Below are 24,240 nucleotides of genomic sequence, written 5' to 3'. Positions count from 1 at the left end.
CTCTACCGGAGAATGTTATGTTGAAAAAATCGATCGTCGCCTTTTCCTTGTTCTGCGCTCTGACGCCCGTCGTTTTTGCGGGAAACAGTGAAAATGAACAGCTGAATAAAAAGAATGTCATTGATTTTTATAATAAAGCGTTAAATGACAAAGATTTTGCCGCCGCCAGACCCTATCTCGGAGACCGCTACATACAGCATAACCCGATGGCGAAAGACGGCGTGGAGGGCTTTCAGCAGTTTATCGCCTTCCTCAAGAACAAATATCCCGACTCCCACAGTGAAATTAAGCAGGCGTTTGTCGATGGCGATCATGTGATCCTGCACGTTGAGGTCACCGGTCGCGAGCCGGGCGTGACGCGGGCGATTATCGATATCTTCCGCGTCGACGAGCAGCATAAAATCGTTGAACACTGGGACGTGACTCAGAACGTTCCGCAAAAAACCGCCAGCGGCAACGGCATGTTTTAAATCCTGAGCAGGCGTTTCCTGCTCATCCCCCCTCGCAACCAGCCTCGATATGAGCCACTTTCTCGTCAGCTCCCTGCAGGAGCCGCTGAGCCGGGTGATCGTTGAATTCGCCCTGGCGCAGTTTCAGCAAGGAAAAAACTGCCCGACGCGGCTCTGAAGCGCGCGCCTGCGCCCCATCGTGATGACCTCACTCGCATTTGTTGTTGGCGTAATCCCTCTGGTACTCTCTACCGGCGCGTGGGCTTCCAGCCAACGAGAGACAGGCGCCGCGGTCATCGGCGGCATACTCACCGGGACGCAGCTGACCTTGTTTTTCGCTCCACTCTTTTTCCTGCTGGTACAGCAAGGAATGATGCGCCTTAAAGGGCGCAAACGGTAAGGACTCAACTGATGGGAAATCAACGCGGGCGGCCGATGAAAGCCCGCCCACGCATTTTACAAACCGCCCGGGCGCTGTTTCTGCAGCACGGTCTTGATGTGTCTCTCGATACCATAGCCGCCGAAGCGGGAACCACGCGACCGACGCTGTACAGCCATTTCCCCGGCGGAAAAGACGCGCTGCTGCTGGAGACGTTCGCCTTTCTCAACGACGCTATGCAGCCGCCCCTGCAACAGCTTCTACAGGACAGCCAGCAGGATCTGCCGGCGCTGCTGCGGGGGTTTGCGAAAGTGGTGCAACAACACTTTTATGCGCCGGAGAATATTCACTTTCAACGCCTGCTTATCCAGGTGCTGGTGCAGAAGCCCGAGCTTTACGTCACGCTCGAACAACGCCCCTCAGGACGCGTATTGCAGGCGCTCAGCGATATCCTCGCTAAGAAACGAGATCAGGGTCAGCTGACCCTCAGCGACCCGCAGCTCCAGGCGACGGCGTTTCTCGGCGCGATTATGGGCTATCCGCTGCCGGGAGCCTTAATTGCGCAAAATGCGCTGGCGGCAGAAACGCTGGAGCCTCTCGCCGAGTGCGCGATTAGCGTGTTCCTCACGGCCTGGGGCTATAAGCCATCATCATCCGGCGCCCTGTGAAAGGGGCCGGAATACGCCTAACCGGCCAGGAGCTCATCGTACAGGCTACGCAGGCGGGTGCGAAGGTAGAGAACGGCTTTATGCTTACGCGAGAGCAGCGCCTGTTCGCTGACGCCGGACTCTTCGGCCAGCTCCCGGTAGCTATACCCCTGCAGTTCGGTTTTCTCAAATGCCTCACGCTGGGCGGGCGGCAGCTCCGAAAGCGCCTGGTTTAGCTCCTCCCAGAGCAGCGCTTTCAGATACTCATCCTCCGGCGTTTGCGGCACGCCAAACAGCGTTTCGGCCAGCTCGTCCTCGGGAAAATCGCCCTCTTCCTCCTCGCTGAAGCCGCCCGCCAGCGGCAGCTCGCGTTTTTTCCTCGCCCTGTCGGTCATTTCGTTGCGCGCCGCCCGGAACAACCAGGCGGCGATATTCTCCACCGGTTGCTCGACGCGAATGAGCTGATACGTCACTTCCTGCAGGATATCGTCCGCCTCATCGCGCAGCGGGGTCCGTCCGCGGATAAAAGCCTTCAGCCGCGAACGGCAGGCGTTGAGGGCGGAAACAAGCCGTGACTCCGCCACGATGCCGTTTTTCATTGTGTTCACTCGGGATCCGCGTTTTTAGCCGGACTCTCTTGCTGCGGCCCATGCTCGCCGCGGCGGTCGCGCCAGCCGCAGGGGCCGTGATGCCCGCGGCGGCCGAAGCGCTGAGCAAACTCCTCGCGCTGCTCGGGGCTCATGTTCATCCAGCGTTCGTGCATCCGACGCCGGGCGTGCCCCATGCCAAACATGCCCGGCCGAAAACCGAGGCCGCCGAACAGGATCCGCGACAGCGCCAGAATCCCTAACGCCTGCCAGAAACCGATGCTCTTCACACCTAGAATTGCCGGCAGCAGCGCATTCCACAGCGACATTACCACCAGCCCGAGTACGGCGATTAACGCCACGCCGATAATAAGCGGTTTTGCCATTCTGTGACGGCCAAAGCGCTGATGGTGGTGCTGACCGTGCATATCGAAATCTCTCATCTTCTGTTTTCCTCATAATGCTCGTGAATATTAGCCTGTGCTGAGGTAGACGAATGAGCGGACAAAATATTGCTAACAATATTTAAAAATCGACACGCTTTATTTGTATGACAATTTTTAATGTGTGATCTTCATCACCTTCTATCGCGTGCGGCGGCGATAAGGTTGCACGATGATTCATTGAAAAAAGAGGAACTTATGAACGCAGTAAAAACACTAAAAGCGGACTGGCTGATTATTACGCTCATGATTGTTGTCGCGGTCGTGATGTATGGGTATCTGATCCCCAAATACTGGTAATCGAAGTCCGCCCTATCGCTCAGGGCGGCTTGCCGGCACTATCGCTTATCGTTCAGCGTCTTAATCAGAAACGGCACCGAGTCGCGTAAAGACGGGTTAACCGTACCGCTATGATCCAGGCCTTCGTAAATATGTACCTCCGCCCGGGTTCCCGCGCTTTTTACCGCATCGGCAAAGCGTTTTTGCATCGCCGTCGGCACGTTGATATCCGCGCCGCCAATACCGATAAACACCGGATGATCGATTTTCAGGGTCGGATAAAGCATGCTGCCCACGCTGGCGTTTAACAGGGAATCTATTCCCGGCTTAAGTGAGTTAGCGGCATTAAGACCGGCCTTCATGACCTCATCGTTTAACGTCGTAATGCATAAATTGCTCGCCTCTTTCAGCAGCGGCAGCGCGTTATCCTGGAAATAATCAGCCGGATTAAGCTGCGGGTTGCTGTCGGCGGCAGAAAGATAAATATAGAAAATATAAGGTATTTTCGGGTCGCCACCGGTCGGCGCTTTGCCGCCTGCCGGTGGAAGCACGTCGGCGGCGGTGGTTCCTTTCTCAAAATAAGGCGTACCGGTCAGTACCGTCGCGCGAACGTTCAGTTCCGGCGCATATTCCGGCTGATAGCCCGCGCTGGCGAACGCGGCGTGAGCGCCCTGCGACTGCCCTACCAGAATAAGCTCATTCTTAAGCGGAAACTGCTTCAGGGCGGCGCGAACGCCATCAAGAACGCTCCACGCTTCGCCACGGGCGTTAAGATAATGGTGCAGGCCAGCAGAGCCCAGCCCGGCGTAATCCGGCGCAACCACCGCGTAGCCCAGCGACAGCCAGGTATTCAGATACTGCTTATCGCGATCGCTGCGCGGGTTTAATGACGGCGCGCAGTGGTTCGCCACGCCCACGGTACCGTGAGCCCAGACCACCACCGGCCATCCCCCTTCCGGCGTCGCGCCAAAGGGAATAAATACCGCGGCGGTATCTTCGCGGGCGGTTTTACCGTCAACGCCGCTGCGGGAGGGATAATGCAGGAGGTACTGCTTTGCCGCTTCGCTTAAGCCATTCGCGGCGTTGAGCGGAGAGACAGCGTCGGTGCTGTCGCCAGCGCTAGCCGGTACCGCGCTCATTGAAAGCAGCAGCAGCGCGGAGGTGGCGGCGAGGAATTTTCTCGAGAGTGAATAGGTCATGGCATCCTGTTCCATTGTTAGTGATTCACTTAGTGTAGTCCCCGCCGTCTGAATATCAGCTCAATGAAGCAGACGCTTGGCCATTTTTTTATAAACCCTGAGTGGCTTCGCTTTTTGCGCGCGCAAATAATGATAGATTTTTATCAATAACCTCAAAGGAAGAGACCGATGTCAGCGAAAAAAGTGACCATGACCGACATAGCCAGAGACGCCGGAGTGGGTATTGCGACGGTAGACAGAGTGCTCAATAAACGGGCCGCGGTCAAAGAGAGCACCGAACGTAAAGTACTCGAGTCCGCGCGGCGATTAGGTTTCGCGCTTGAGCAATCCCACTATCGGCTGGCTGCCGGCCGGCCGGCGATAGCCCTCAGAATGGGGTTTATCCTGCTGCAGCCATCACACTCGTTTTATCAACAGCTGGCGCAGGCGCTTGAACAGGCGGCTCTCGCGTGGCATAGCCCGACGCAGGCCCCCGTTTTTCTGCATTATGATATTAACGCCATCGACGATATGGCCGCCGCGATCGCCCGCCTGAGCGCTGAAGTGGATGTGATCGGCATTGTGGCGCTGGATAATCCGCTTATCCGCCATGCCCTCATTCAGGCGATTGATAAAGGGGTGCACGTCTTCACCCTGCTCTCCGATATGAGCATTCCCCAGCGTACCGGCTATATCGGGCTGGATAACCAGAAAGCAGGCCGCACCGCCGGCTGGGCGGTGGACAGGCTCTGTCACGGCGACGGCAAAATTGGGATTATCGTCGGCGATAATCGGTTTATTTGTCAGGAAAGCTGCGAGATAAGTTTCCGCTCCTACCTGCGCGAACAGGGCAAAGGCGATCGGGTGCTTGAACCCGTGCGCAACCACGAACGCGCCGATGTCGCGCGCCAGGTGACGGAAGAGATGCTGCAACAGTACCCCGATCTGAAGGCCATTTACGCGCCCTGCGGCGGCGTGGAAGGTATTGTCGACGCCCTGCGTGCTCGCCAACGCCAACACCAGGTCACCCTGATTTGCCATGGCCCGATAGACAACGGCGAGCTGGCGTTAATCGACGGCACCGTCGATCTTATGCTTGCGCACCGGCTTAGCGACTTCGCTGCGGCCACAATTAACGCCTTTATGCAGGCGGCCAGCCAACCGCAGGCGACGTTTATCAACGCTCTGCAGCCGTTTGACCTCCTCACCAAAGAAAACCTCTGATTGCCGCAGGCGCGGGTATAGTCGCCGCGCCCCGCTTCAGTTCTATATTTGATAAAAAACCATCATTTAAACTATCAAAATAAATCTTGAATCCCATCAAAGAATTTAAGTTTCATCATTGTTGAATATGAAATTTTCATTCAATACTGGTCATGTTTTCTCCTCATCAGAAAAGGAAGCCATCATGACCATACATATTGCCAACGCGCCGTGCAGCTGGGGCGTCGATGATCCCAAAAACCCTTACCTGCCGCCATGGTCCAAGGTGCTGGAAGAAGCGGCGACGGCCGGTTATAAAAGCATTGAACTGGGCCCGTGGAGCTATCTGCCGACCCGAGCCGATGAACTCAGCGCCGCGCTGACTAAACAGGGGCTGTCGCTGGTTGCCGGAACGATCTTTGACGATCTGGTTAGCGAAGAGAACTTCGCGAATATTGTCGAACTGACGCATAACCTCTGCCGCAATCTGTCGCAGGTACCGGCCGCGGAAAAGACGCCGGGCAACCCCTTTCAGCCGCCTTATCTGGTCATTATTGATTTCGGCAATCCGCAGCGGGCGAAATATGCCGGACGCGGCGAGCTGGCCCCCCGTCTGTCACCCGCCGACTGGCAGCGGATGATCGACCACATTATCACTATCAGCAAACTGGCGTGGCAGGAGTACGGCGTGCGTCCGGTAATCCATCCGCATGCCGGCGGCTGCATCGAGTTTGCCGATGAAATCGACCTGCTGGCGACGCAAATTCCCCATAAGGTGGCCGGGTTGTGTCTCGACACTGGCCACCTCTACTATTCGGGCATGGACCCCATTATCTGGCTGGATCGCCATTTTGACCGTCTTGACTACCTGCACTTTAAAGATGTTGACCCGAAGGTGTTCGCGAGCGTGATTTCCCGCGGCATCGACTTCTTCTCCGCCTGCGCAGAGGGGGTGATGTGCCCGCTCGGCAGCGGCGCCATTGACTATCCGGCGGTGCGCGCCTTTCTCGATAAGCGCGGCTATCAGGGCTGGATCACCATTGAGCAAGAGCGCGATCCGCGCAACGTCGAGGGCAGCCTGCAGGCGGTCACGGAAAGCCTGCGCTACCTGCGCTCCGTTGGGTTTTAATCGGGAGAAAACAGATGATTAACGGTATTAAACCTGTTGGCCGCTCCTTACGCTGGGGCATGGTGGGCGGCGGCGGAAGCAGCCAGATTGGCTATATTCACCGCTCCGCGGCGCTGCGCGACGGTTCGTTTACCCTGCTGGCCGGGGCTTTTGATATTGACGCTGAGCGCGGGCGCGAGTTTGGCCAGCAGCTGGGCGTCGAGGCCGGTCGCTGTTACTCCGACTACGAAACGTTGTTTCGCGAAGAAGCGGCGCGGGAAGACGGCATTGAAGCGGTTTCTATCGCCACGCCGAATAACACCCACTATGCCATTTGCCGCGCGGCGCTTGAGGCCGGACTGCATGTGGTCTGCGAAAAACCGCTCTGTTTTACCGGCGAAGAGGCCGATGCGCTGGTGGCCCTGAGCGAAAAACAGCGCAAAATCATCGGCGTCACCTACGGCTACGCCGGGCATCAGCTGATTCTGCAGGCGCGGCAGATGATTGAACAGGGGCTGCTTGGCGAGATCCGCATCATCAATATGCAGTTCGCCCACGGTTTCCATAACCAGCCGGTAGAGCAGGATAACCCCAGCACCCGCTGGCGGGTGGACCCGAAATTTGTTGGTCCCAGCTACGTGCTGGGCGATCTGGCCACCCACCCGCTGTTCCTGGCGGAGACGATGGCGCCGAAGCTTAATATCACTCGCCTGATGTGCTCCCGTCAGAGCTTTGTCAAAAGCCGCGCGCCGCTGGAAGATAACGCGCATGTGCTGATGGAGTACGACAACGGCGCCGTAGGGTCGATGTGGTGCTCGGCGGTCAACAGCGGCTCAATGCACGGACAGAAAGTGCGCATCGTCGGGGAGAAAGCCAGCCTGGAGTGGTGGGATGAACAGCCGAACCAGCTGCGCTACGAAATTCAGGGCGAGCCGGTGCGCATCCTCGAACGCGGAATGTCCTATCTTGACCCGCTGGCCCTCCAGGACGACCGGATCGGCGGCGGCCATCCCGAAGGGCTGTTTGAGGCCTGGTCGAATCTGTATCGCCGCTTTGCCATCGCCATGGATGCGACCGACCGCCGCGACGCTGCTTTGCTGGAAAACTTCTGGTATCCAGATGCCAAAGCCGGGGCGCTCGGCGTGCACTGGGTCGAGAAGTGCGTACGTTCAGCAGACAGCGGCGCCAGCTGGGTAGAGTTTCACTGATCCTTTGATAATACGCGCCCGGTAAGGCATCAGCCGCCGCCGGGCTACCACGATGCACAAAAGCCCTTTCACGCGACATTCATACGTGACAACGTCACCTTTTCTCATAAAATTCACAGCATTGTAATCAAAAAAGGAATGTCGTATAACAGGGGCCAAACCGAGGGGTGTCCCGTGAGGGCTGAGATGGCGTAAGCCGAACCCTTTGAACCTGATCTGGGTCATGCCAGCGAAGGGACGGGTTGGCATTTCCGCCAGTTTTGCGCCACTGCCTGTTCACACTTCATTCAGCACGCCCGGATCTCCCTTGTTTCAGGAGGTCCTGTGATTCTTCCCGCGTTTACCCAAGGTATTTATGGCCGTCTGCGTCAGCAGGCCGGCGCCGACTGGCAGCACTACGTCGCCCACCCTTTCCTGCGCCAGCTCGCCGATGGCACCCTGGCCGAACCCGCCTTCCGCCGCTATCTGACCCAGGATTACCTGTTTCTGATCCACTTCGCCCGCAGCTACGCGCTGTTGGTCAGCAAGCTGCGTACTCTGGCGGAAATGCGCGCGGCCGCCGCGTCGATGAACGCTATTATTGACGAGCTGCCGCTGCACGTTGGCTACTGTCGGGAATGGGGGCTGGATGAAGCGACGATGGCCGCCGAAACGGAAGCCGCGGAAACCGTCAACTACACCCGCTACGTGCTGGACATCGGCCACTCCGGCGACGCCCTGGATCTGCTGGCAGCGCTGATGCCCTGCGTTGCCGGCTACGCGGAAATCGGCCTCGGCCTGCTGCACGATCCGGCGACCAGGCTGACCGCCAATCCATATGCCTCCTGGATCCGCAACTACGGCGATGAGGGTTACCTGAACGGCGTCACTAACGCTATCGGCCTGCTGGAAACCCTCTGGCGACAGCGCGGCGGCGAGGCGCGCTTCGCTGAACTCAGCGCTATTTTCACTACCGCCACGCGTCTGGAGGCAAACTTCTGGCAGATGGGCCTCAACGCCGTCGCGGAGCGCCCGGCGTGACGGCACCCGGTATCGAGGTGCGCGGTCTGAGCCTGCGCTTTGGCGCGCGGTGGATATTCGACAATCTGACGTTCGATATCCCCGGCGGCCAGTGGGTATCGCTGCTGGGGGCCAGCGGCGCTGGAAAGACCAGCCTGTTGCGTATTATCGCCGGGCTGGCAAAAGCTACCGCCGGTGACGTTCGCGCCAGCGACGGGCAGCCAATAGATAAACGGCTGGCGTGGATGGGACAAAACGATCTGCTTTATCCATGGTTAAGCGTGCGCGACAACGTCTCGCTTGGCGCGCGTCTGCGCGGAGAGCGCGTAGACCATCGGCGGGTTGCCGCGCTGTTACAGCAGGTTGGCCTTGAACACTGCGCCGGCGACCGCCCGGCCGCCCTCTCAGGCGGCATGCGCCAGCGTGCGGCGCTGGCGCGCACGCTCTATGAAGACCGCCCCATTGTGCTGATGGACGAGCCCTTTTCCGCCCTCGATACCCTTACCCGCACGCGCATTCAGACCCTGGCTGCGGAACTGCTGGTGAACCGCACCGTGGTGCTGATTACCCATGATCCGATGGAAGCCTGCCGCCTGAGCCATCGTCTGCTGGTCCTTTCCCCCGCTCCCGGCGGGATTGACGATGCGCATCACCTCTCCGGTATGCCGCCGCGCGCGCCGGACGATCCGGCGCTGTTGGCCAGCCAGGCGGAGCTGCTGCAACAGCTCATAAGGGCTAACGGATGAGCGCAAAACTGTTTCGCGCCGCCGTAGTGTTCTGCGGCCTGCTGCTGCTCTGGTGGCTGGCGAGCCGCAGCGGCATTCCCGCTTTTCTGCTGCCTTCACCCTCGGCGGTGGCAAGGGCTTTGTGGGTCAACCGCACGTACCTCGGCCAACACACGCTGATCACATTGAGCGAGATCCTCAGCGGCCTCATGCTTGGCGCTCTCCTCGGAGTGACGCTGGCGCTGTGCATGATTGTCTCGCCTCGCCTTCAGCGCTGGCTGATGCCGCTGGTGCTGACCAGCCAGGCGATCCCGGTCTTTGCCCTCGCCCCGCTGCTGGTGCTGTGGTTCGGTTTTGGCATGGGCGCCAAGGTCATGATGGCGGTGCTGGTGATTTTCTTTCCCATCACCTCGGCGTTTTTTGACGGTCTACGCCGGGTTAATCGCGACTATCTCGATCTGGCGCGCACCATGGGGGCCTCTTTTGGCGCGCAGCTGCGCCACGTTCGCATGATGGCCGCCCTTCCGGCCCTCGGTTCGGGCCTGCGGATGGCCGCCGCCGTTGCCCCCATTGGGGCGATTATCGGCGAATGGGTCGGTTCAGCCGAAGGTCTGGGCTACGTCATGCTTAACGCCAACGCCCGCCTGCAAACCGATATCTGCTTCGCAGCCCTGTTCATTTTGGTGGTGCTGACCGTCCTGCTCTGGCTGGCGGTGGATGCTTTTTTACGCCGGCTGATCGACTGGACGCCGGAATAACGATTTTAAACAGAAGGAATAACCATGCGTAAACATCTTTATAGCGGAATGGCCCTTGGGGTGCTGTTCAGCGGTCAGGCGCTGGCCAACGAGAAACTCACCCTGGTGCTGGACTGGTATATCAATCCCGACCACGCGCCGATCGTGGTGGCCGAACAGATCGGCGCCTTTAAAGACGCGGGGCTGGACGTCAAAATTGTGCCGCCGTCCGACCCGGCGCTGCCGCCGCGCTTAGTCGCTGCACGCCAGGCGGACCTGGCGATTACCTACCAGCCGCAGGTGCATTTTTTTGCTGATGAAGGACTGCCGCTGGTCCGCGTCGGCACCCTGATTAATTCACCGCTGAACACGGTGATCGCGCTGGATAAAAGCATAAAATCTCCCGCCGATCTGCAGGGCAAAAAAGTGGGTTACTCGGTGAGCGGTATCGAACAGGCGACGCTGGCCACCATGGCGCAGCATGCGCACATCGACCCCAAAAGCATCAAGCTCATCAACGTGAACTTCCAGCTGACCAGCGCCCTGCTGGCCGGTCAGGTCGACGCGGTGATTGGCGGCTATCGTAATATCGAAGCGCTGGAGCTGAAGCTACAGGGGAAAGATCCGCAGGTGATGAACGTTGAGGATTACGGCGTACCAGCCTACGACGAGCTGGTGATTGTCGCCAACCGGGATGAAGCCAACGCGCCGAAGATTAAGGCGTTCCTCACGGCGCTGCAAAAAGGCGTCGCTTACCTGCGCGCTCACCCGCAGGAGACCTGGCAGGCGTTTGCTGCCGCGCATCCCGAGCTCAACACCGAACTGAACAAGCAGGCATGGCTGAAAACCCTTCCTCTGTTTGCCAGCGATCCGGCGGCGTTGGATAAACCTCGCTATGAAGCTTATGAACAGTTTTTATATAACAATAAGTTGGTGAAAAAAGTCACACCTTTAACGAATTATGCGGTTGAGCTGCATTGAGTCATGCCATTGCTGGCGGAAACTTTTCGCCAGCAATATCCGCGCAACGTTAATAAAAATCGAGAAACTTCCTCACTAATAATTACAATTTTAAAGGTCTTTCATGTTTTAAAATATTACTTTAAAATCAATTTGTTATGATGGTTTTTGGCAGTGTAAAAATAACGTAAATATACCTTAATCAATAAAACGTTGAATGCGTATCTAAAAAGCCATATATTGTGCCCGCTTTAATGCATGGCGATTCAATTTCTTACACCAATTTATTCAACCAGCGCTCAACCGTAACGCTGGTTGTGGGAGTGATATGATGACGGATAAAGTCCGTATTGATACTTTAGGCGCAGATTTATTAGATGCAAACAACGATACCTTTTTGGCCCGTCAGGCTGAATTCGAATCGAATGTCAGGAGCTACCCGCGCAAGCTGCCCCTTGCGATTACCAAAGCGGAAGGCGTCTGGCTGACCGATGCGGATAACAAACAGTATCTGGACTGCCTTGCCGGCGCCGGTACTCTGGCACTCGGCCACAACCATCCTGACGTGCTGCAGAGCATCCAAAGTGTCATTACCAGCGGCTTGCCGTTACATACTCTCGATCTGACGACACCGTTAAAAGATCGCTTTTCTGAATACCTGCTCTCCCTGCTGCCGGGCGAAGGCAAAGAATACTGCCTGCAGTTTACCGGTCCGTCCGGCGCTGACGCCGTGGAAGCGGCGCTGAAGCTGGCGAAAAAATACACCGGTCGCTCTTCCGTGATCAGCTTCTCCGGCGGCTACCACGGCATGACCCACGGCGCGCTGTCGGTCACCGGCAACCTGTCGCCAAAATCGGCGGTTAACGGCATGATGCCGGAAGTGCAGTTTATGCCTTACCCGCATCAGTACCGCTGCCCGCTGGGTATCGGCGGTGAAGCCGGTGTGAAAGCACTGACCTACTACTTCGAAAACCTGATCAATGACGTCGAAAGCGGCGTGCGTAAACCGGCGGCGGTGATTCTTGAAGCCGTTCAGGGTGAAGGCGGCGTCAACCCGGCTCCGGTCGAGTGGCTGCAGCGCATCCGTAAAGTGACTCAGGAACACGGTATTCTGCTGATCATCGATGAAGTTCAGGCTGGCTTTGCCCGTACCGGTAAATTCTTCGCCTTTGAACACGCTGGCATTGAGCCGGACATTATCGTGATGTCGAAAGCCGTTGGCGGCGGTCTGCCGCTGGCCGTTCTCGGTATCAAAAAGCAGTTCGACGCCTGGGAACCGGGTCACCACACTGGCACCTTCCGCGGCAACCAACTGGCGATGGCCACCGGTCTGACCACCCTGCGTCACCTGAAAGACAATAAGATTGCGGATAAAACCGCCGCTCAGGGCGAATGGTTGAAAGGCGAGCTGGCCGAGATGCAGAAACGCTATCCGGTTATCGGCCACGTTCGCGGTCTGGGCCTGATGATCGGCATCGAGATCGTTAAACCGAACGAAGCGCCGGACCACATGGGCTGCTACCCGGCGGACGGAGAACTCTCCGCGCTGCTGCAGAAGAAATGCTTCGAAGCGGGTCTGATCCTCGAGCGCGGTGGCCGCCACGGCTGCGTGCTGCGTCTGCTGCCGTCCCTGCTGATCAGCAACGCTGAGCTGGAAATTTTCTTCGACAAATTTGAACAGGCCCTGCTGGCCGCCGGCGTAAAACCGGTCTGAGTGGAGTAAGTGACCGCAATGTCCAAATTGAATCCGATTCTTGCTGGTTCCGCGCAAAGTATTGATGCCTACCAGCAAGCGATCGCCCAGACCAGCCAGGCGGTAGCGCAGTGGCTGCAACAGCCTGAAATGTATCAGGGGAAAAGCGTTGACGAACTGCGTGAGCGTATCACCCTTGATTTCAACGAACAGGGTCTGGGCAACCAGGCGGCGATTGAACGTGCGATCGAGTACTTCCTGAAAGACAGCCTGTCGGTACATCACCCGCAGTGCGTGGCGCATCTGCACTGCCCGAGCCTGGTAATTAGCCAGGCGGCGGAAGTGCTGATTAACGCCACCAACCAGAGCATGGACTCCTGGGATCAAAGCCCGTCAGCGACCATCATCGAGATCAAGCTGATTGAATGGCTGCGCGCCCAGGTCGGCTACGGCGCTGGCGATGCTGGCGTTTTCACCAGCGGCGGCACCCAGAGCAATATGATGGGTCTGATGCTGGCGCGCGATGCCTTCTTCGCCCGCCGGGGTCACTCCATCCAGCAGGATGGTCTGCCGGGCGATATTCGTCAGTACAAAGTGCTGTGTTCAGAAAACGCCCACTTCTCGGTGCAGAAGAATATGGCGCTGATGGGCCTCGGCTACCGCTCCGTGACGCTGGTGAAAACCGACGAATTCGCGCGGATGGACGTGGCGGATCTGAAAGCGAAAATCGCCGAGGCGCAGGCTAACGGCGAGCAGATTATGGCGATCGTCGCCACCGCCGGCACCACCGACGCCGGGGCAATCGACCCGCTTCGCGAGATTGCGGCCGTCGCGGCAGAGCACCAGATCTGGCTGCACGTCGACGCGGCCTGGGGCGGCGCGCTGTTGATGTCCGAGAAGTATCGCGACCGTCTGGACGGCATTGAGTTAGTGGACTCCATCACCCTGGATTTCCACAAGCAGTTCTTCCAGACCATCAGCTGCGGCGCGTTTCTGTTAAAAGAAGCCCGTCACTATGAGCTGATGCGCTATCAGGCGGCCTATCTGAACTCCGAGTTCGATGAAGAGCACGGCGTACCGAACCTGGTATCCAAATCGCTGCAGACCACCCGCCGCTTCGACGCGCTGAAGCTATGGATGGGTCTGGAAGCGCTGGGCCAGAAGCAGTACGCGGAAATCATCGACCACGGCGTGACGATGGCGCTGAACGTGGCGGATTACGTCGCAACGCAGCCGACGCTGGAACTGGTCATGCAGCCGCAGCTGGCGAGCGTGCTGTTCCGTTCACGTCCGCAGCAGATGGCGGGCAGCGACGATGCCGCGATCGCCCTGCTCAACCAGCGGGTTGGCGATGCGCTGCTGGCTTCCGGTCGCGCTAACGTCGGCGTGACTGAGCACAACGGCGTCACCTGCCTGAAGCTGACGCTGCTGAACCCGATCGTGACGCTCGAGGACGTGAAGGTGCTGCTGAGCCTGGTAGAACGTACCGCCCAGGAGCTGCTGGCGCAGTAAATTTGTTTTCGCATTAACCTTGAAAGCCGATAACTCACCTTATCGGCTTTTTATTGGTTATTCGCCCTCGACTTGTGACATTGTCACGATTTTTCCCGGTGCTTGGTATCTGCGCCAGGCGTGACATGGCGGGATGTTGTCGCACCGTGTATCGACTCTCCTTTCCGATATACGGTGAGACAAACGCACGATCAGTCCAGATAACGCGCCGCCGGTTCAGATTGCGCAAAGCCGGGGAGCATGGCCTGACGCGTCGCGTTGAGCGCCTGCCACTGCGTTTCATCATGCAGCGGCGGAATGGTCACCGATTCACGGCGGTCGAACCCCACCAGGGCGGCATCCACCAGTTTATCCACCTCCATGACGCCGGGGATGGTATCCACATCTTTGCCGCTGTGCTGCCAAATCTCGGTGCGCGTCGCCGCCGGCAGTACCGCCTGGACGTATACGCCTTTCGCGCTCAGCTCAACATCGAGCCCCTGCGAGAGAAACAGCACAAAGGCTTTCGTGGCGCCGTAGACGGTCAACCCCATTTCCGGACCCAGCCCAACGACCGACGCGATGTTGACAATCGCCCCCTCTCCGGCTTCGGCCAGACGCGGCGCGATGGCGTTCGCCAGGCGAGCCACTGAGGTCACGTTGAGGGTAATCAGGCGAGTGATATCGTCACTGCTCTGGTGGAGGAAATCACCGGGAATCGAGGTGCCGGCATTGTTGACCAGAATCCCAATACGCGCGTCTTCCCGCAGCCGCTTCTCCACGGCGGTGATGTCGCTATCCTGGGTTAAGTCGGCCTGCAGGATGTCAACCTGAACGCCGGTTTCACCGCGCAGTCGCTCGGCCAGCGCCGTCAGACGCTCGCGGTTACGCGCGACCAGCACCAGGTCGTGGCCACGACGGGCAAAACGTTCGGCATAGACTGCGCCAATTCCGGTCGATGCGCCGGTTACCAGCACGGCTGATTTACTGCTCATAGGTGTACTCCTTAATTTATACATGATGGTCGTCATGTATAATGGCACGGGCTGGGTATGCTGTAAATAATGTTATATGATGGCCATCATAAATAATTTCGCAGCAGGACGACGCCATGAGAGTGAGCAGAAAACAGGTTGAAGAGAATAAGCAGACAATCCTGACCGCCGCTGGACGCTTGTTTCGCGAGCGGGGTTTTGACGCGGTCACGGTCACCGATATTATGAAATCAGCCGGTCTGACCCACGGCGGATTCTACGGCTACTTCAAATCGAAGGATGACCTGATCGCCCAAACCCTCGCGGAACTGAAGATAGAGAACGACGCGGCGAAAAATGGCCTCGTCGCGCAAATCGAGCGTTATCTTTCCCCCGAACATCGGGATAATTTTGCCAGCGGCTGTCCGCTGGCGGCGCTGGCGGCGGAGACCATCCGCCAGTCCGAACCCGCGCGCGACGAAATGAGCGCGCGGCTGCAGCAGCAGATAGCGCAGCTCAGTGAAGCGATGGATGATCAGGACGCTGAAGCCCGCCGCCGTGCGGCGATTGGCAGCTGGTCGGCCATGGTCGGCGCGTTGATTCTGGCGCGGATGACCGCGGATTCGGCGTTTTCCGACGAAATCCTGGCTGAAACGGCGGCCTGGCTCGCGGAAAAACAGCGCTAACGTTAAGCCGGGTTGAGGTCTGGCTGCAGGTAGCCTGCGACAAAGCGGGTCAAAATCGCCGAGGCCACCGGACTCTCCGCAACGTCACGACTCAGCCTGTCCGGGTCAACCCCCTCGTTGCGCAGCGCCGCCTGACGGAACGCGATCAGCGAGCGGGCAATCGCCGGGGTGATCTCCGGATGAAACTGCGTAGATACGGCATGCGCGCCGTAGCGAACAATCTGGTGAGGGTCGTGCTGCGACGAAGCCAGCACCTTCGCCCCTGGCGGTAATCGGGTGACCGTTTGCATATGCGTGAGGTGCGCGCTGAACGGCGCCGGGTGGTCAGCCAGCAGACGATCCGCCAGGCCGTGTGCGGATAGTGAAATGGTTTTACTTCCCGCTTCGCGTCCGGCTGGATGGTAGTCCACCTCGCCGCCCAGCGCGTGCGCCATCAGCTGATGCCCGTAGCAGACGCCAAACAGCGGCATGTCAATTGCCATCGCCTCGCGGATCCATGCGGCGGTCATTTCGCTCCACGGCAGGCGCTCCGTGACCATATCCCAGGATCCGGTAATCACCGCCACGGTATAATTGTCCGGCGCGGGAAGCGGCTCGCCGGCATACACCCGCGCGACGCTGATTTTATTGCGCCACGGCGCCAGCAGATTGCCAAACCAGAGGGGAAGATCGCCGTGGTCGGAGACGATTTCATCCGGCGGAGTCCCGGTCTGGACAAGAAGAAGCGTATTTCGGCTTAACGACATCAGAGCGCCTTTTTCACAGCAACACAGAACGCTACTATGCGCAAAAGCGCCGGCGGCGGCAAATAACCAATCCGCCAACGCTTATGCTCTCCGCGAATAACCGCTACTGCGCGTCGGCGCTCTCCACCTGCGGTACCGTCGACGTCGCGCCCTGTACCGCCGGCGCGTTGGCCGGGTCGAAGATATGGTCGAGGATGGCGCGCGCCGTCGGTCCCGCTACCACGCCATCGCCGCCGCCGTTCTCCAGAATCAGCGCCATCGCCACCTTCGGATGCTGATACGGCGCAAACAGGGTGTAGAAAATATGGTCGCGCAGGCGCACCGGGATCATTTTCGCGTTATAGGTCTGGTTCTCCTTCAGGCTGAACACCTGGGACGTCCCGGACTTGGCGGCGATTTGGTACGGCGCGTTATGGAACAGCTTATAGCCGGTGCCGTTTGGCAGGTTCGCCATGCCGTACATGCCGTTACGCACCACGCCCCAGTAGGGCGAACGCGGATCGCCAACCTGCGGCAGATCCTGCGGCGGCTGATAGCGCTCGACCTTATTCCCCTGCTTCATGGAGTAAAGCAGATGCGGATTTTGCACTTTGCCGTTGTTAATCAGGGTCGTCAGCGCCTTAACCATCTGGATCGGCGTGGCAATCCAGTAGCCCTGGCCGATGCCGACGGAAATGGTATCCCCCTGATACCACGGTTTTTTATGCACCCGCTGTTTCCACTCCCGGCTCGGCAGCACCCCGGCATACTCTTCGTTTAGATCGATGCCGGTTGACTGACCGTAGCCAAACTTGCTGAGCCACTCGTGAATACGGTCGATACCCATCTCAAACGCCACCTGATAGAAGAAGGTATCCGCCGATTCTTCTATCGCTTTGGTGACGTTAAGCATGCCGTGGCCGCTCTTCAGCCAGTCGCGGTAGCGGCGCTGGGTCCCCGGCAGCGTCCAGGTCGGCGCGCCGAAGAAGGAAGTGGTTGGCGTGATCACGCCCGCCGATAGCGCCGACAGCGCCATGTAGGGCTTCACCGTCGACGCGGGCGGATAGAGCCCCTGGGTGACCCGGTTAATCAGCGGCCGGTCCGGGTTATCGAGCAGCGAACGGTAGGCCTGATAGCCGATGCCCCTGACAAAGGGATTGGGATCGTAGCTGGGACTGGACACCATGGCCAGCACGCCGCCATCGCGCGGATCGACGACCACCACCGCCGCGCGCTGCCCCTTCAGCACCGATTCGATATACTGCTGCAGGTGCAGATCCAGCGTCAGGTAGATATTCTTCCCGGCCACCGGCGGCACCTCTTTCAGCAGGCGCACGACCCGCCCGTGGTTATCCACCTCGACCTCCTGGTATCCGGTGGTGCCGTGCAGCGCTTTCTCGTAGTAGCCTTCAATGCCCTGCTTGCCGATATTGTGGTCGGCGGCGTAGTTCTCCTCTTCCCCCGCTTTGGCCAGCTTTTGCAGATCGCTATCGTTGATTTTCGATACGTAGCCAACCACGTGCGCCAGTTCGGCCCCGTAGGGATACGCGCGCTGCTGATAGCTCTCCACCGTGACGCCGGGGAAATGAAATTCATTGACTGCAAAACGCGCCACTTCAACATCGCTCAGGTCCGATTTTAAGGTCACCTCTTTGTAGCGGCTGTTGTGGTGCATATCGTCGCGAAAATCGGCGATATCCTGCGGGGTTAAATCGACGATCGGTGTTAGCTGCTGCAGCAGCGCCGTCATATCGGCGATTTTGCTCGGGATCACCTGCAAACGGTAGAGGGTAATATTTTGTACCAGCGGGATACCGTTACGGTCGAAAATCAGTCCCCGGCTCGGCGCGATGGGCAGCATTTTAATATCGTTCTGGTTTGAACGCGTCTGATAAAAATCGTGCTGATCGACCTGCAAACGGTAAAGATTAAGGATCAGGATGGCAAAGCAGACCACCACCAGTAGAAACGCGATGACGGCTCGGCGGATAAATAGCATCTCTTCCGCTGAATGGTCGCGAATTTCATCTCTCATTAGGGACATTAGCGGTCATATACCTGGGTTACAAAGGGCCTGAAAAAGGAAAAGCGGGGAAGAATAGCGTTATCGCAGCGGGAGCCCTACCGAAAGGTTGCTAATGATTTGGCAGAAATGTTTCAGCATGTTAGAGGCGTGACACTGTCACAAAAAATACCTCCCTCGAAAACTCGACGGAGGTGATGATGTCCTAGCGTGCCAGCCAGGCGCGCCAGCCGCCGTAAGCGGTAATCTCCGTAGCTTCGCCTAATCCATCGGCTTCGCAAATAAAGCCCGTTAACCGGCGTCCGTCGGCAAGTTCAACTTTACCTAAGCCCAGCGGCGCGGGAATGGCCGCCAGTAGCGAACCGACCTCCGCGCTGGGTAGCTCCCACACTTCGACCGCAATCGCCGCCCCGCCGCACTTATCGCGAACCATTGCCGGGCGCTTACCGTCCGCGAGGGCGTACAACCGATAGTGCGCTGCGCTGCGGGTTTCCTGCAGCAGCCGGCCGCCCCGCGCCAACAGCTGATCGTTTAGCGGCAGGCCGGCAAGATGCGCGCCGCAAACAACCAGCGCCATTCGGTCATGGCCGGCGGCGCGCTCGGGCTCCGGGGGTTCCAGCAGCGTCCCGCCGACCAGCGGCAGCCGCTCCGCTCGCTGAAACGCATCGGCCAGGCTGAGCAAATACTGGTCGGTAAATGCCCGGCCAAACAGGGTAACGCCGGAGGGCAATCCGTCCGGCATAAATCCGCAGGGCACGCTCACCGCCGCGTAGTCCAGCAGATTCATAAAGTTGGTGTAATACCCGAGATCGGCGTTACGCGCGATCGGTTCCGCTTGCAGTTCGTCGAGCGTCACCGGACGTGGATAGGTTGGCGTCAGCACGCAATCGAGGGTCTCGAGGATCGCGTCGCACCGGGCTTTGTACTGCTGTAGCTGATAGATCGCCTTAAAGGTCGCCGTGGCGTCGGTGTCCGGCGCTTTCGCCAGCACATCGCGAATAACCGGCAGCACCGCCTCCGGCTGCCGCGCCATCAGCGGGCCGACGACCGCGTAACGTTCAGCGACCCACGGTCCGTCATACAGCAGCCGGGCTGCCGCCAGAAACGGCGCGAATTCGATCTCAACCGCCACCCCGCCCAGCGCCGTCAGCCGTTGCCGGGCCTGGGTAAACAGTCGTTCGCTTGCGCTGCAGCCGAGGAAGTTCAGCTCGCGCGGAACGCCAAAACGAAAACCGGCTGCCGGCCTGCCGAACGCCTGACGGCTGTTCCACTGCGGATTATGGCGGCTCCAGGCATCCAATGTATCGTACTGCGCGACCAGCGCCAGCAGCTGGCTGGCCTCGTCGGCGGTGGCGCTGAAAAAAGTCACACAGTCTAACGTACGGCAGGCGGGCACGACCCCAGCGGTGGAGATCAGCCCTTTCGTGGCCTTCAGGCCAACCAGATTATTCAGCCCCGCCGGGACGCGGCCGCTACCGGCGGTGTCCGTTCCCAGCGAGAAGCTGGCGACGCCCAGCGCCACTGCCAGCGCGGAGCCGGCGCTGGAGCCCCCGGAGGGGTAATCGGCAAGATAGCCGTTGCGGCAGGCGCCGTACGGCGAGCGGGTACCATTCAGGCCGGTGGCAAACTGATCGAGATTGGTTTTACCGACCGGTACCGCCCCCAGCGCGATCAGCTGAGCGACAATCGTCGCGCTCTGCTCCGCCCGGTAAGCAAACGCCGGGCAGGCGGCGGTGGTGACAATCTCCGCCAAATCGATGTTGTCTTTGATGGCGAACGGCACGCCGTATAGCGGTAACTCGGTCGGCGAGAGGCCTTCCAGCGCCGCCAGAAACGGCTCCTGCTCCTCTTCGCTCAGAATATGGATAAATAAGCGGAATTCGGGGTTCAGCGCCTGCGCCCGCTGGCGCACTTCCGCCAGCAGGCGGCGCGGGGTGGTTTTGCCGTTGCGATAATCTGCCGCCAGGGTCGCCAGGCGTAAATCAAACGTCTGCTGCATCATGCCTTCTCCTCAATAATCACCGCCACCCGCTGCCCGGCGCGCACCGCGCTACCCGGCTGGACGTGAACCTGCTGAATAACGCCATCGCAGGGGGCCAGCAGCGGGATCTCCATCTTCATCGACTCCAGAACGACCAGCACATCCCCCGCGCGAACCCGACTGCCTGGCGCGGTTTGTACCTGCCATAAGTTGCCGGAAATCGGGCTCTCCACTCCCTGCTCGCCCTGCCGCAGCGGCGCGTCGCCGCCCTCATCCACGGCGCCTTCCTGGCTGTCGAAATGGGCCTGGCCTCTGGCTATCCAGCGCTCGCGTTCGGCGTTGAACGCCCGCTGCTGATGCTCGCGAAACGCGTCGATGCTGTGCGCTTCGCGGCGAAGAAACTGTTGGTATTCCGCCAGCCGCAGCGTGCTGTTCTCAATGCGCAGCGGGTAGCGTCCGAGCGGGAAGTCGCGGCGAATTTGCAGCAGTTCTTCCGCTGAAACCGGATAGAAACGCAATTGGTCGAAGAAACGCAGCAGCCAGGGTTTGCCAGCAAAATCCGCCACTTCGTGGTAGCGATTCCACATCTGCAGGGTTCGGCCAACGAACTGATAGCCGCCAGGTCCCTCCATGCCGTAGACGCACAGATAGGCCCCGCCGATGCCGACCGAGTTTTCCGCCGTCCAGGTGCGCGCCGGGTTGTACTTGGTGGTGACCAGGCGATGGCGTGGGTCAAGCGGCGTCGCCACCGGCGCGCCGAGATAGACGTCGCCCAGTCCCATCACCAGATAGCTGGCGTCAAATACCGTATTCCATACCGCCTGCTCGTCAGGTAGATCGTTGATGCGACGGATAAATTCCAGATTACTCGGGCACCATGGCGCGTCCTGGCGCACGGTGGTCATGTATTTATCGATCGCCTTGCGGCAGGCCGGGTCGTCCCAGGAGAGCGGTAGATACACCACGCGCGTCGGCACCTGCAGATCGTCGCTCAGGCATACCGTGGACCATTCGCCGCGCACCCGCTCCAGTAGCGCCTCCAGGGGCAGCGTTTCCGGCTGAAAATGGATTTGCAGCGAGCGGATCCCCGGCGTGATATCAATCACGCCTTCTGCGGATTGCGCCTCAAGGGCCTGCATCAGGGCATGAATGCGGAAACGCAGCACCAGATCCAGCTCCGGCTCCCCGGCTTCCAGCAGCAGGTGGGTATCGCCGGAAAGGCGCGCCACCAGGCGTTTATCCGCCTCGCCGCAGGTCATGACGACAGGCGACGTCAGGGGCGCGGGCTGCCAGGCTATCGCCTGGTGACTTAGGGTCGCCAGCTCGGCGCGCCGCCCTTGCGCCAGCCGCCGGGCGGTGGGTAAATCCACCGCCACGAAACGCACTTTGTCCCCGGCCTTGAGCTGGCCTAACTGCCAGAGGTCGGCTTCAATAACGGTGACCGGGCAGACGAAACCGCCGAGGCTCGGCCCGTCCGGCCCGAGGATCACCGGCATATCGCCGGTAAAATCGACCGCGCCCACCGCGTAAGGATTATCGTGAATATTCGACGGATGCAGTCCTGCTTCGCCGCCGCTGTCGCGGGCCCACAGCGGCTTGGGCCCAATCAGGCGCACGCCGGTGCGGCTGGAGTTAAAATGGACCTCCCAGTCGGTGGCGAAAAAGGTCGCGATATACTCCGGCGTAAAAAACTCCGGCGCGCCGTGGGGGCCATAAATCACCCGCAGCGTCCGTACCTGCGCAAGCGCCGTGCGGAGCGCGGCGGGCAGTTGATCCCCGACCCTGGCGGCGGCGCGCGGCGCCAGATGCAGCACGTCGCCGCCGCGCAGCGCCCGTCCGCCGTGGCCGCCAAACTGACCGAGGGTAAAAGTGCTTTTACTGCCCAAATAGTCCGGCACCTGAATACCGCCGCTCAGGCAGAGATAGCTTCTGACCCCTGCGCCGCTTATCGCGCCAAGCTTCAGCGTCGCCCCCGCCGGAATGGTAAAAACGTGGTCCAGCGGCTGATCAACGCCATCGAGCGTCACCGCCAGCGGCGCGCCGCACACCGCCGCCTGAACGTCAGTATTAAATTTCAGGGTCGGTCCGTTAAGGGTGATTTCCAACGCGGCTTCACCCTCGGCATTGCCCAGCAGACGGTTGCCGAGACGCAGGGCGCGATCGTCCATCGGCCCCGACGGCGGTACGCCCACCGCCCAGTACCCGAGACGTCCAGGGTAGTCCTGCACGCTGGTCTGGGTCCCGGCGCTCAGCACCTCGACGGTGGCCGCCCGGTAGCACAGCTGCTCAAGGCAGCGGGTCCAGGGTTCGCCTTCGGTAAACGGCGCAAAGCCGAGAATTTGCAGCAGGTACAGCCGGTTGGTTTCGACGCCGTACAGGCGGGTCTCCGCCAGCGCCTGCGCCAGGCCGGCGATAGCCTCATCGCGGCTGGGGCGCCAGGCGATCGTTTTTGCCAGCATCGGGTCGAAAAACGGCGGCACTTCGCAGCCTGCTTCCACCCAGCGATCGATACGCAGGGCGGCGCCGTCCGCCGGTGGAAAGATGGCTTCCGTTAGCAGTCCGGGAGATGGCTGAAACTGCCGTCCCGGATCTTCGGCGTAAAGTCGCGCCTGAATAGCATGCCCCTGGGGCCGTAACCCGGCGGCCAGCACGTCCAGCGCGGGTAAATCGCCCGCCGCCAGCTCAATCATCCAGCGCACCAGGTCAACGCCCCACACCTGCTCGGTGACGCCGTGCTCAACCTGAAGCCGGGTATTCACTTCGAGGAAATAAAACTGCCGCGCCGTGCTGTCATAGACGAACTCCACCGTGCCGGCGCTGCGGTAGTTCACCGCTTTACCGAGCGCGATAGCCGCCGCGCATAGCGCCTGCGCGGTGCCTTCCGGCAGATTAGGCGCAGGCGTCTCTTCAATCACTTTCTGGTTACGCCGCTGTACCGAGCAGTCGCGCACCCCGAGGGCGATAACGTCCCCCCGCCCGTCGCCGAAGATTTGTACCTCCAGATGACGGGCGCGTTCGATATATTTTTCGAGAAATACGCCGGCGTCGCTGAAATTGTTTTGCCCCAGCCGCTGCACCGTGGCGAATGCTTCGGTCAGCTCACGGGCGTCGCGGCAGACGCGCATGCCGATCCCGCCGCCGCCGGCGGTGCTTTTAAGCATCACCGGATAGCCCACCGCCTCCGCCGCCCGGCAGGCTTCGTCGCTGTCAGCCAGCAGTTCGCTGCCCTCCAGCAGCGGCACGCCCTCGGCTTTGGCTAAGGCGCGGGCGGTATGCTTCAGACCGAAGACGCGCAGCTGCTGCGGGGTTGGGCCGACAAAGGCCAGCCCCGCCGCCTCGCAGGCTTCGGCGAAGGCCGCGTTCTCCGACAGAAAGCCGTAGCCGGGGTGGATCGCCTGGGCGCCGCTCTGCTGCGCGGCGGCAATGATTTTCTCCGTGGCCAGATAGGTTTGCGCCGCCGGACCGTCGCCGAGGCTGAGGGCTTCATCGGCGTCGCGGATATGCAGACTACTCAGGTCGGCTTCGGAATAGACGGCGACGCCCTTCACCTGCATCGCGCGCAGGGTGCGCAGAATGCGGCAGGCAATCGCGCCGCGGTTGGCAATCAGTAAGGTATCAAACATAAGCGGAACTCACAGGGTCGCGGGTCGTCCCGCAAAAATTCGATGTTCCCCTGAGGTCGTCCCCGGGGTGAACCGGCGCTTAAGGTTTGCGCGTCGGCTTACTGTTCAGGCGATCGGCGCGGACGGCGAAGAGCCGAAAGGC

Annotated in this window: 22 protein-coding genes and 1 riboswitch; of the genes, 14 read left to right on the top strand and 8 right to left on the bottom strand. The window is 59.8% G+C overall.

Annotated elements, in window-relative coordinates; genetic code table 11:
- Positions 1-17: 17 nt before the first annotated feature.
- The 3 genes from IYV58_RS13470 (at position 18) to IYV58_RS13460 (ending at position 1,496) form a co-directional block, all read left to right on the top strand.
- Positions 18-470 (top strand): nuclear transport factor 2 family protein, encoded by a 453-nt coding sequence (locus IYV58_RS13470; protein ID WP_049112116.1) that lies wholly within the window; start codon positions 18-20, stop codon positions 468-470.
- 181 nt (positions 471-651) lie between these two features.
- On the top strand, positions 652-849 hold the full coding sequence (locus tag IYV58_RS13465) for an efflux RND transporter permease subunit (RefSeq protein ID WP_032741851.1): 198 nt from the start codon (positions 652-654) through the stop codon (positions 847-849).
- Positions 850-860: 11 nt separating this feature from the next.
- Entirely contained in the window at positions 861-1,496 is a 636-nt protein-coding gene (locus tag IYV58_RS13460; RefSeq protein ID WP_004120479.1) for a TetR/AcrR family transcriptional regulator, read from the top strand.
- A 17-nt stretch (positions 1,497-1,513) separates the two neighbouring features.
- Here IYV58_RS13460 and IYV58_RS13455 read toward each other — a convergent pair whose 3' ends face one another.
- Positions 1,514-2,074 carry an RNA polymerase sigma factor gene (locus IYV58_RS13455; RefSeq protein ID WP_049114469.1) on the bottom strand — a complete coding sequence of 187 codons (561 nt, stop codon included), beginning with the start codon at positions 2,072-2,074 and terminating at the stop codon, positions 1,514-1,516.
- Between the two features lie 5 nt (positions 2,075-2,079).
- On the bottom strand, positions 2,080-2,505 hold the full coding sequence (locus IYV58_RS13450) for an HMG-box domain-containing protein (RefSeq protein ID WP_004120488.1): 426 nt from the start codon (positions 2,503-2,505) through the stop codon (positions 2,080-2,082).
- Positions 2,506-2,703: 198 nt separating this feature from the next.
- Here IYV58_RS13450 and ykgR point away from each other — a divergent pair, with 198 nt between their 5' ends.
- Entirely contained in the window at positions 2,704-2,805 is a 102-nt protein-coding gene (gene ykgR, locus IYV58_RS28520; protein ID WP_004120489.1) for a small membrane protein YkgR, read from the top strand.
- 38 nt (positions 2,806-2,843) lie between these two features.
- On the opposite strand, the gene IYV58_RS13445 is transcribed toward ykgR, so the two are convergent.
- On the bottom strand, positions 2,844-3,983 hold the full coding sequence (locus tag IYV58_RS13445) for an alpha/beta hydrolase (protein ID WP_195729681.1): 1,140 nt from the start codon (positions 3,981-3,983) through the stop codon (positions 2,844-2,846).
- A 168-nt stretch (positions 3,984-4,151) separates the two neighbouring features.
- On the opposite strand from IYV58_RS13445, the gene IYV58_RS13440 reads away from it, so the two are divergent.
- From IYV58_RS13440 to IYV58_RS13400, 9 genes are all read left to right on the top strand, one after another.
- The gene (locus IYV58_RS13440) at positions 4,152-5,186 is read left to right on the top strand and encodes a LacI family DNA-binding transcriptional regulator (RefSeq protein ID WP_004120491.1); all 1,035 of its coding nucleotides are present in this window, start codon (positions 4,152-4,154) and stop codon (positions 5,184-5,186) included.
- Between the two features lie 184 nt (positions 5,187-5,370).
- Positions 5,371-6,294 carry a sugar phosphate isomerase/epimerase family protein gene (locus tag IYV58_RS13435; RefSeq protein WP_004120492.1) on the top strand — a complete coding sequence of 308 codons (924 nt, stop codon included), beginning with the start codon at positions 5,371-5,373 and terminating at the stop codon, positions 6,292-6,294.
- A gap of 14 nt (positions 6,295-6,308) precedes the next feature.
- Positions 6,309-7,481, top strand: a complete 1,173-nt coding sequence (locus IYV58_RS13430) for a Gfo/Idh/MocA family protein (protein WP_049114471.1) — start codon at positions 6,309-6,311, stop codon at positions 7,479-7,481.
- Between the two features lie 153 nt (positions 7,482-7,634).
- A riboswitch (TPP riboswitch) is annotated at positions 7,635-7,736 on the top strand.
- Positions 7,737-7,805: 69 nt separating this feature from the next.
- Positions 7,806-8,501, top strand: a complete 696-nt coding sequence (locus tag IYV58_RS13425; RefSeq protein ID WP_049114472.1) for a TenA family protein — start codon at positions 7,806-7,808, stop codon at positions 8,499-8,501.
- The gene (locus IYV58_RS13420) at positions 8,498-9,226 is read left to right on the top strand and encodes an ABC transporter ATP-binding protein (RefSeq protein ID WP_195729680.1); all 729 of its coding nucleotides are present in this window, start codon (positions 8,498-8,500) and stop codon (positions 9,224-9,226) included. Before IYV58_RS13425 ends, IYV58_RS13420 begins: the two co-directional genes overlap by 4 nt.
- Positions 9,223-9,963 (top strand): ABC transporter permease, encoded by a 741-nt coding sequence (locus IYV58_RS13415; RefSeq protein ID WP_195729679.1) that lies wholly within the window; start codon positions 9,223-9,225, stop codon positions 9,961-9,963. The genes IYV58_RS13420 and IYV58_RS13415 overlap by 4 nt, the downstream gene beginning before the upstream one ends.
- Before the next feature lie 24 nt (positions 9,964-9,987).
- Complete coding sequence (locus IYV58_RS13410) at positions 9,988-10,923, top strand: ABC transporter substrate-binding protein (protein WP_112165091.1); 936 nt, start codon at positions 9,988-9,990, stop codon at positions 10,921-10,923.
- Between the two features lie 307 nt (positions 10,924-11,230).
- On the top strand, positions 11,231-12,616 hold the full coding sequence (locus IYV58_RS13405; protein WP_195729678.1) for a diaminobutyrate--2-oxoglutarate transaminase: 1,386 nt from the start codon (positions 11,231-11,233) through the stop codon (positions 12,614-12,616).
- 9 nt (positions 12,617-12,625) lie between these two features.
- Positions 12,626-14,107 carry a pyridoxal phosphate-dependent decarboxylase family protein gene (locus tag IYV58_RS13400; RefSeq protein WP_162626001.1) on the top strand — a complete coding sequence of 494 codons (1,482 nt, stop codon included), beginning with the start codon at positions 12,626-12,628 and terminating at the stop codon, positions 14,105-14,107.
- A 191-nt stretch (positions 14,108-14,298) separates the two neighbouring features.
- Here IYV58_RS13400 and IYV58_RS13395 read toward each other — a convergent pair whose 3' ends face one another.
- Complete coding sequence (locus IYV58_RS13395; RefSeq protein ID WP_123829393.1) at positions 14,299-15,081, bottom strand: SDR family NAD(P)-dependent oxidoreductase; 783 nt, start codon at positions 15,079-15,081, stop codon at positions 14,299-14,301.
- Between the two features lie 116 nt (positions 15,082-15,197).
- Between IYV58_RS13395 and IYV58_RS13390 the strand changes: the two genes are divergently transcribed.
- Positions 15,198-15,746 carry a TetR/AcrR family transcriptional regulator gene (locus IYV58_RS13390; protein ID WP_087829351.1) on the top strand — a complete coding sequence of 183 codons (549 nt, stop codon included), beginning with the start codon at positions 15,198-15,200 and terminating at the stop codon, positions 15,744-15,746.
- A 2-nt stretch (positions 15,747-15,748) separates the two neighbouring features.
- Here the strand turns inward: IYV58_RS13390 and IYV58_RS13385 are convergent, their stop codons facing one another.
- From IYV58_RS13385 to uca, 4 genes are all read right to left on the bottom strand, one after another.
- Positions 15,749-16,492 carry a glutamine amidotransferase gene (locus tag IYV58_RS13385; protein ID WP_142474156.1) on the bottom strand — a complete coding sequence of 248 codons (744 nt, stop codon included), beginning with the start codon at positions 16,490-16,492 and terminating at the stop codon, positions 15,749-15,751.
- Between the two features lie 103 nt (positions 16,493-16,595).
- Positions 16,596-18,515, bottom strand: coding sequence for a penicillin-binding protein 2 (mrdA, locus tag IYV58_RS13380; RefSeq protein ID WP_195729677.1), 1,920 nt, complete (start codon positions 18,513-18,515; stop codon positions 16,596-16,598).
- Positions 18,516-18,699: 184 nt separating this feature from the next.
- On the bottom strand, positions 18,700-20,496 hold the full coding sequence (atzF, locus tag IYV58_RS13375) for an allophanate hydrolase (protein ID WP_112165097.1): 1,797 nt from the start codon (positions 20,494-20,496) through the stop codon (positions 18,700-18,702).
- Positions 20,493-24,098 (bottom strand): urea carboxylase, encoded by a 3,606-nt coding sequence (gene uca, locus IYV58_RS13370; protein ID WP_195729676.1) that lies wholly within the window; start codon positions 24,096-24,098, stop codon positions 20,493-20,495. Before uca ends, atzF begins: the two co-directional genes overlap by 4 nt.
- Between the last annotated feature and the right edge of the window lie 142 nt (positions 24,099-24,240).

This window comes from Klebsiella sp. BDA134-6 (assembly GCF_015601345.1).
Taxonomy (GTDB): Bacteria; Pseudomonadota; Gammaproteobacteria; order Enterobacterales; family Enterobacteriaceae; genus Klebsiella; species Klebsiella grimontii.
The sequence above is the reverse complement of the archived record's forward strand: the minus strand, read 5'-3'. Positions and strand labels throughout refer to the sequence as shown.

Excerpts from the sequence above, each read along its gene's own strand:
- IYV58_RS13470 (WP_049112116.1), top strand. The coding sequence starts at position 18 with ATGTTGAAAAAATCGATCGTCGCCTTTTCCTTGTTCTGCGCTCTGACG.
- IYV58_RS13405 (WP_195729678.1), top strand. The coding sequence starts at position 11,231 with ATGATGACGGATAAAGTCCGTATTGATACTTTAGGCGCAGATTTATTA.
- uca (WP_195729676.1), bottom strand. The coding sequence starts at position 24,098 with ATGTTTGATACCTTACTGATTGCCAACCGCGGCGCGATTGCCTGCCGC.
- IYV58_RS13435 (WP_004120492.1), top strand. The coding sequence starts at position 5,371 with ATGACCATACATATTGCCAACGCGCCGTGCAGCTGGGGCGTCGATGAT.
- IYV58_RS13440 (WP_004120491.1), top strand. The coding sequence starts at position 4,152 with ATGTCAGCGAAAAAAGTGACCATGACCGACATAGCCAGAGACGCCGGA.
- IYV58_RS13430 (WP_049114471.1), top strand. The coding sequence starts at position 6,309 with ATGATTAACGGTATTAAACCTGTTGGCCGCTCCTTACGCTGGGGCATG.
- IYV58_RS13395 (WP_123829393.1), bottom strand. The coding sequence starts at position 15,081 with ATGAGCAGTAAATCAGCCGTGCTGGTAACCGGCGCATCGACCGGAATT.
- IYV58_RS13385 (WP_142474156.1), bottom strand. The coding sequence starts at position 16,492 with ATGTCGTTAAGCCGAAATACGCTTCTTCTTGTCCAGACCGGGACTCCG.
- IYV58_RS13445 (WP_195729681.1), bottom strand. The coding sequence starts at position 3,983 with ATGACCTATTCACTCTCGAGAAAATTCCTCGCCGCCACCTCCGCGCTG.
- IYV58_RS13390 (WP_087829351.1), top strand. The coding sequence starts at position 15,198 with ATGAGAGTGAGCAGAAAACAGGTTGAAGAGAATAAGCAGACAATCCTG.
- atzF (WP_112165097.1), bottom strand. The coding sequence starts at position 20,496 with ATGATGCAGCAGACGTTTGATTTACGCCTGGCGACCCTGGCGGCAGAT.
- IYV58_RS13465 (WP_032741851.1), top strand. The coding sequence starts at position 652 with ATGACCTCACTCGCATTTGTTGTTGGCGTAATCCCTCTGGTACTCTCT.
- IYV58_RS13450 (WP_004120488.1), bottom strand. The coding sequence starts at position 2,505 with ATGAGAGATTTCGATATGCACGGTCAGCACCACCATCAGCGCTTTGGC.
- ykgR (WP_004120489.1), top strand. The coding sequence starts at position 2,704 with ATGAACGCAGTAAAAACACTAAAAGCGGACTGGCTGATTATTACGCTC.
- IYV58_RS13460 (WP_004120479.1), top strand. The coding sequence starts at position 861 with ATGGGAAATCAACGCGGGCGGCCGATGAAAGCCCGCCCACGCATTTTA.
- IYV58_RS13415 (WP_195729679.1), top strand. The coding sequence starts at position 9,223 with ATGAGCGCAAAACTGTTTCGCGCCGCCGTAGTGTTCTGCGGCCTGCTG.
- mrdA (WP_195729677.1), bottom strand. The coding sequence starts at position 18,515 with ATGTCCCTAATGAGAGATGAAATTCGCGACCATTCAGCGGAAGAGATG.
- IYV58_RS13455 (WP_049114469.1), bottom strand. The coding sequence starts at position 2,074 with ATGAAAAACGGCATCGTGGCGGAGTCACGGCTTGTTTCCGCCCTCAAC.
- IYV58_RS13410 (WP_112165091.1), top strand. The coding sequence starts at position 9,988 with ATGCGTAAACATCTTTATAGCGGAATGGCCCTTGGGGTGCTGTTCAGC.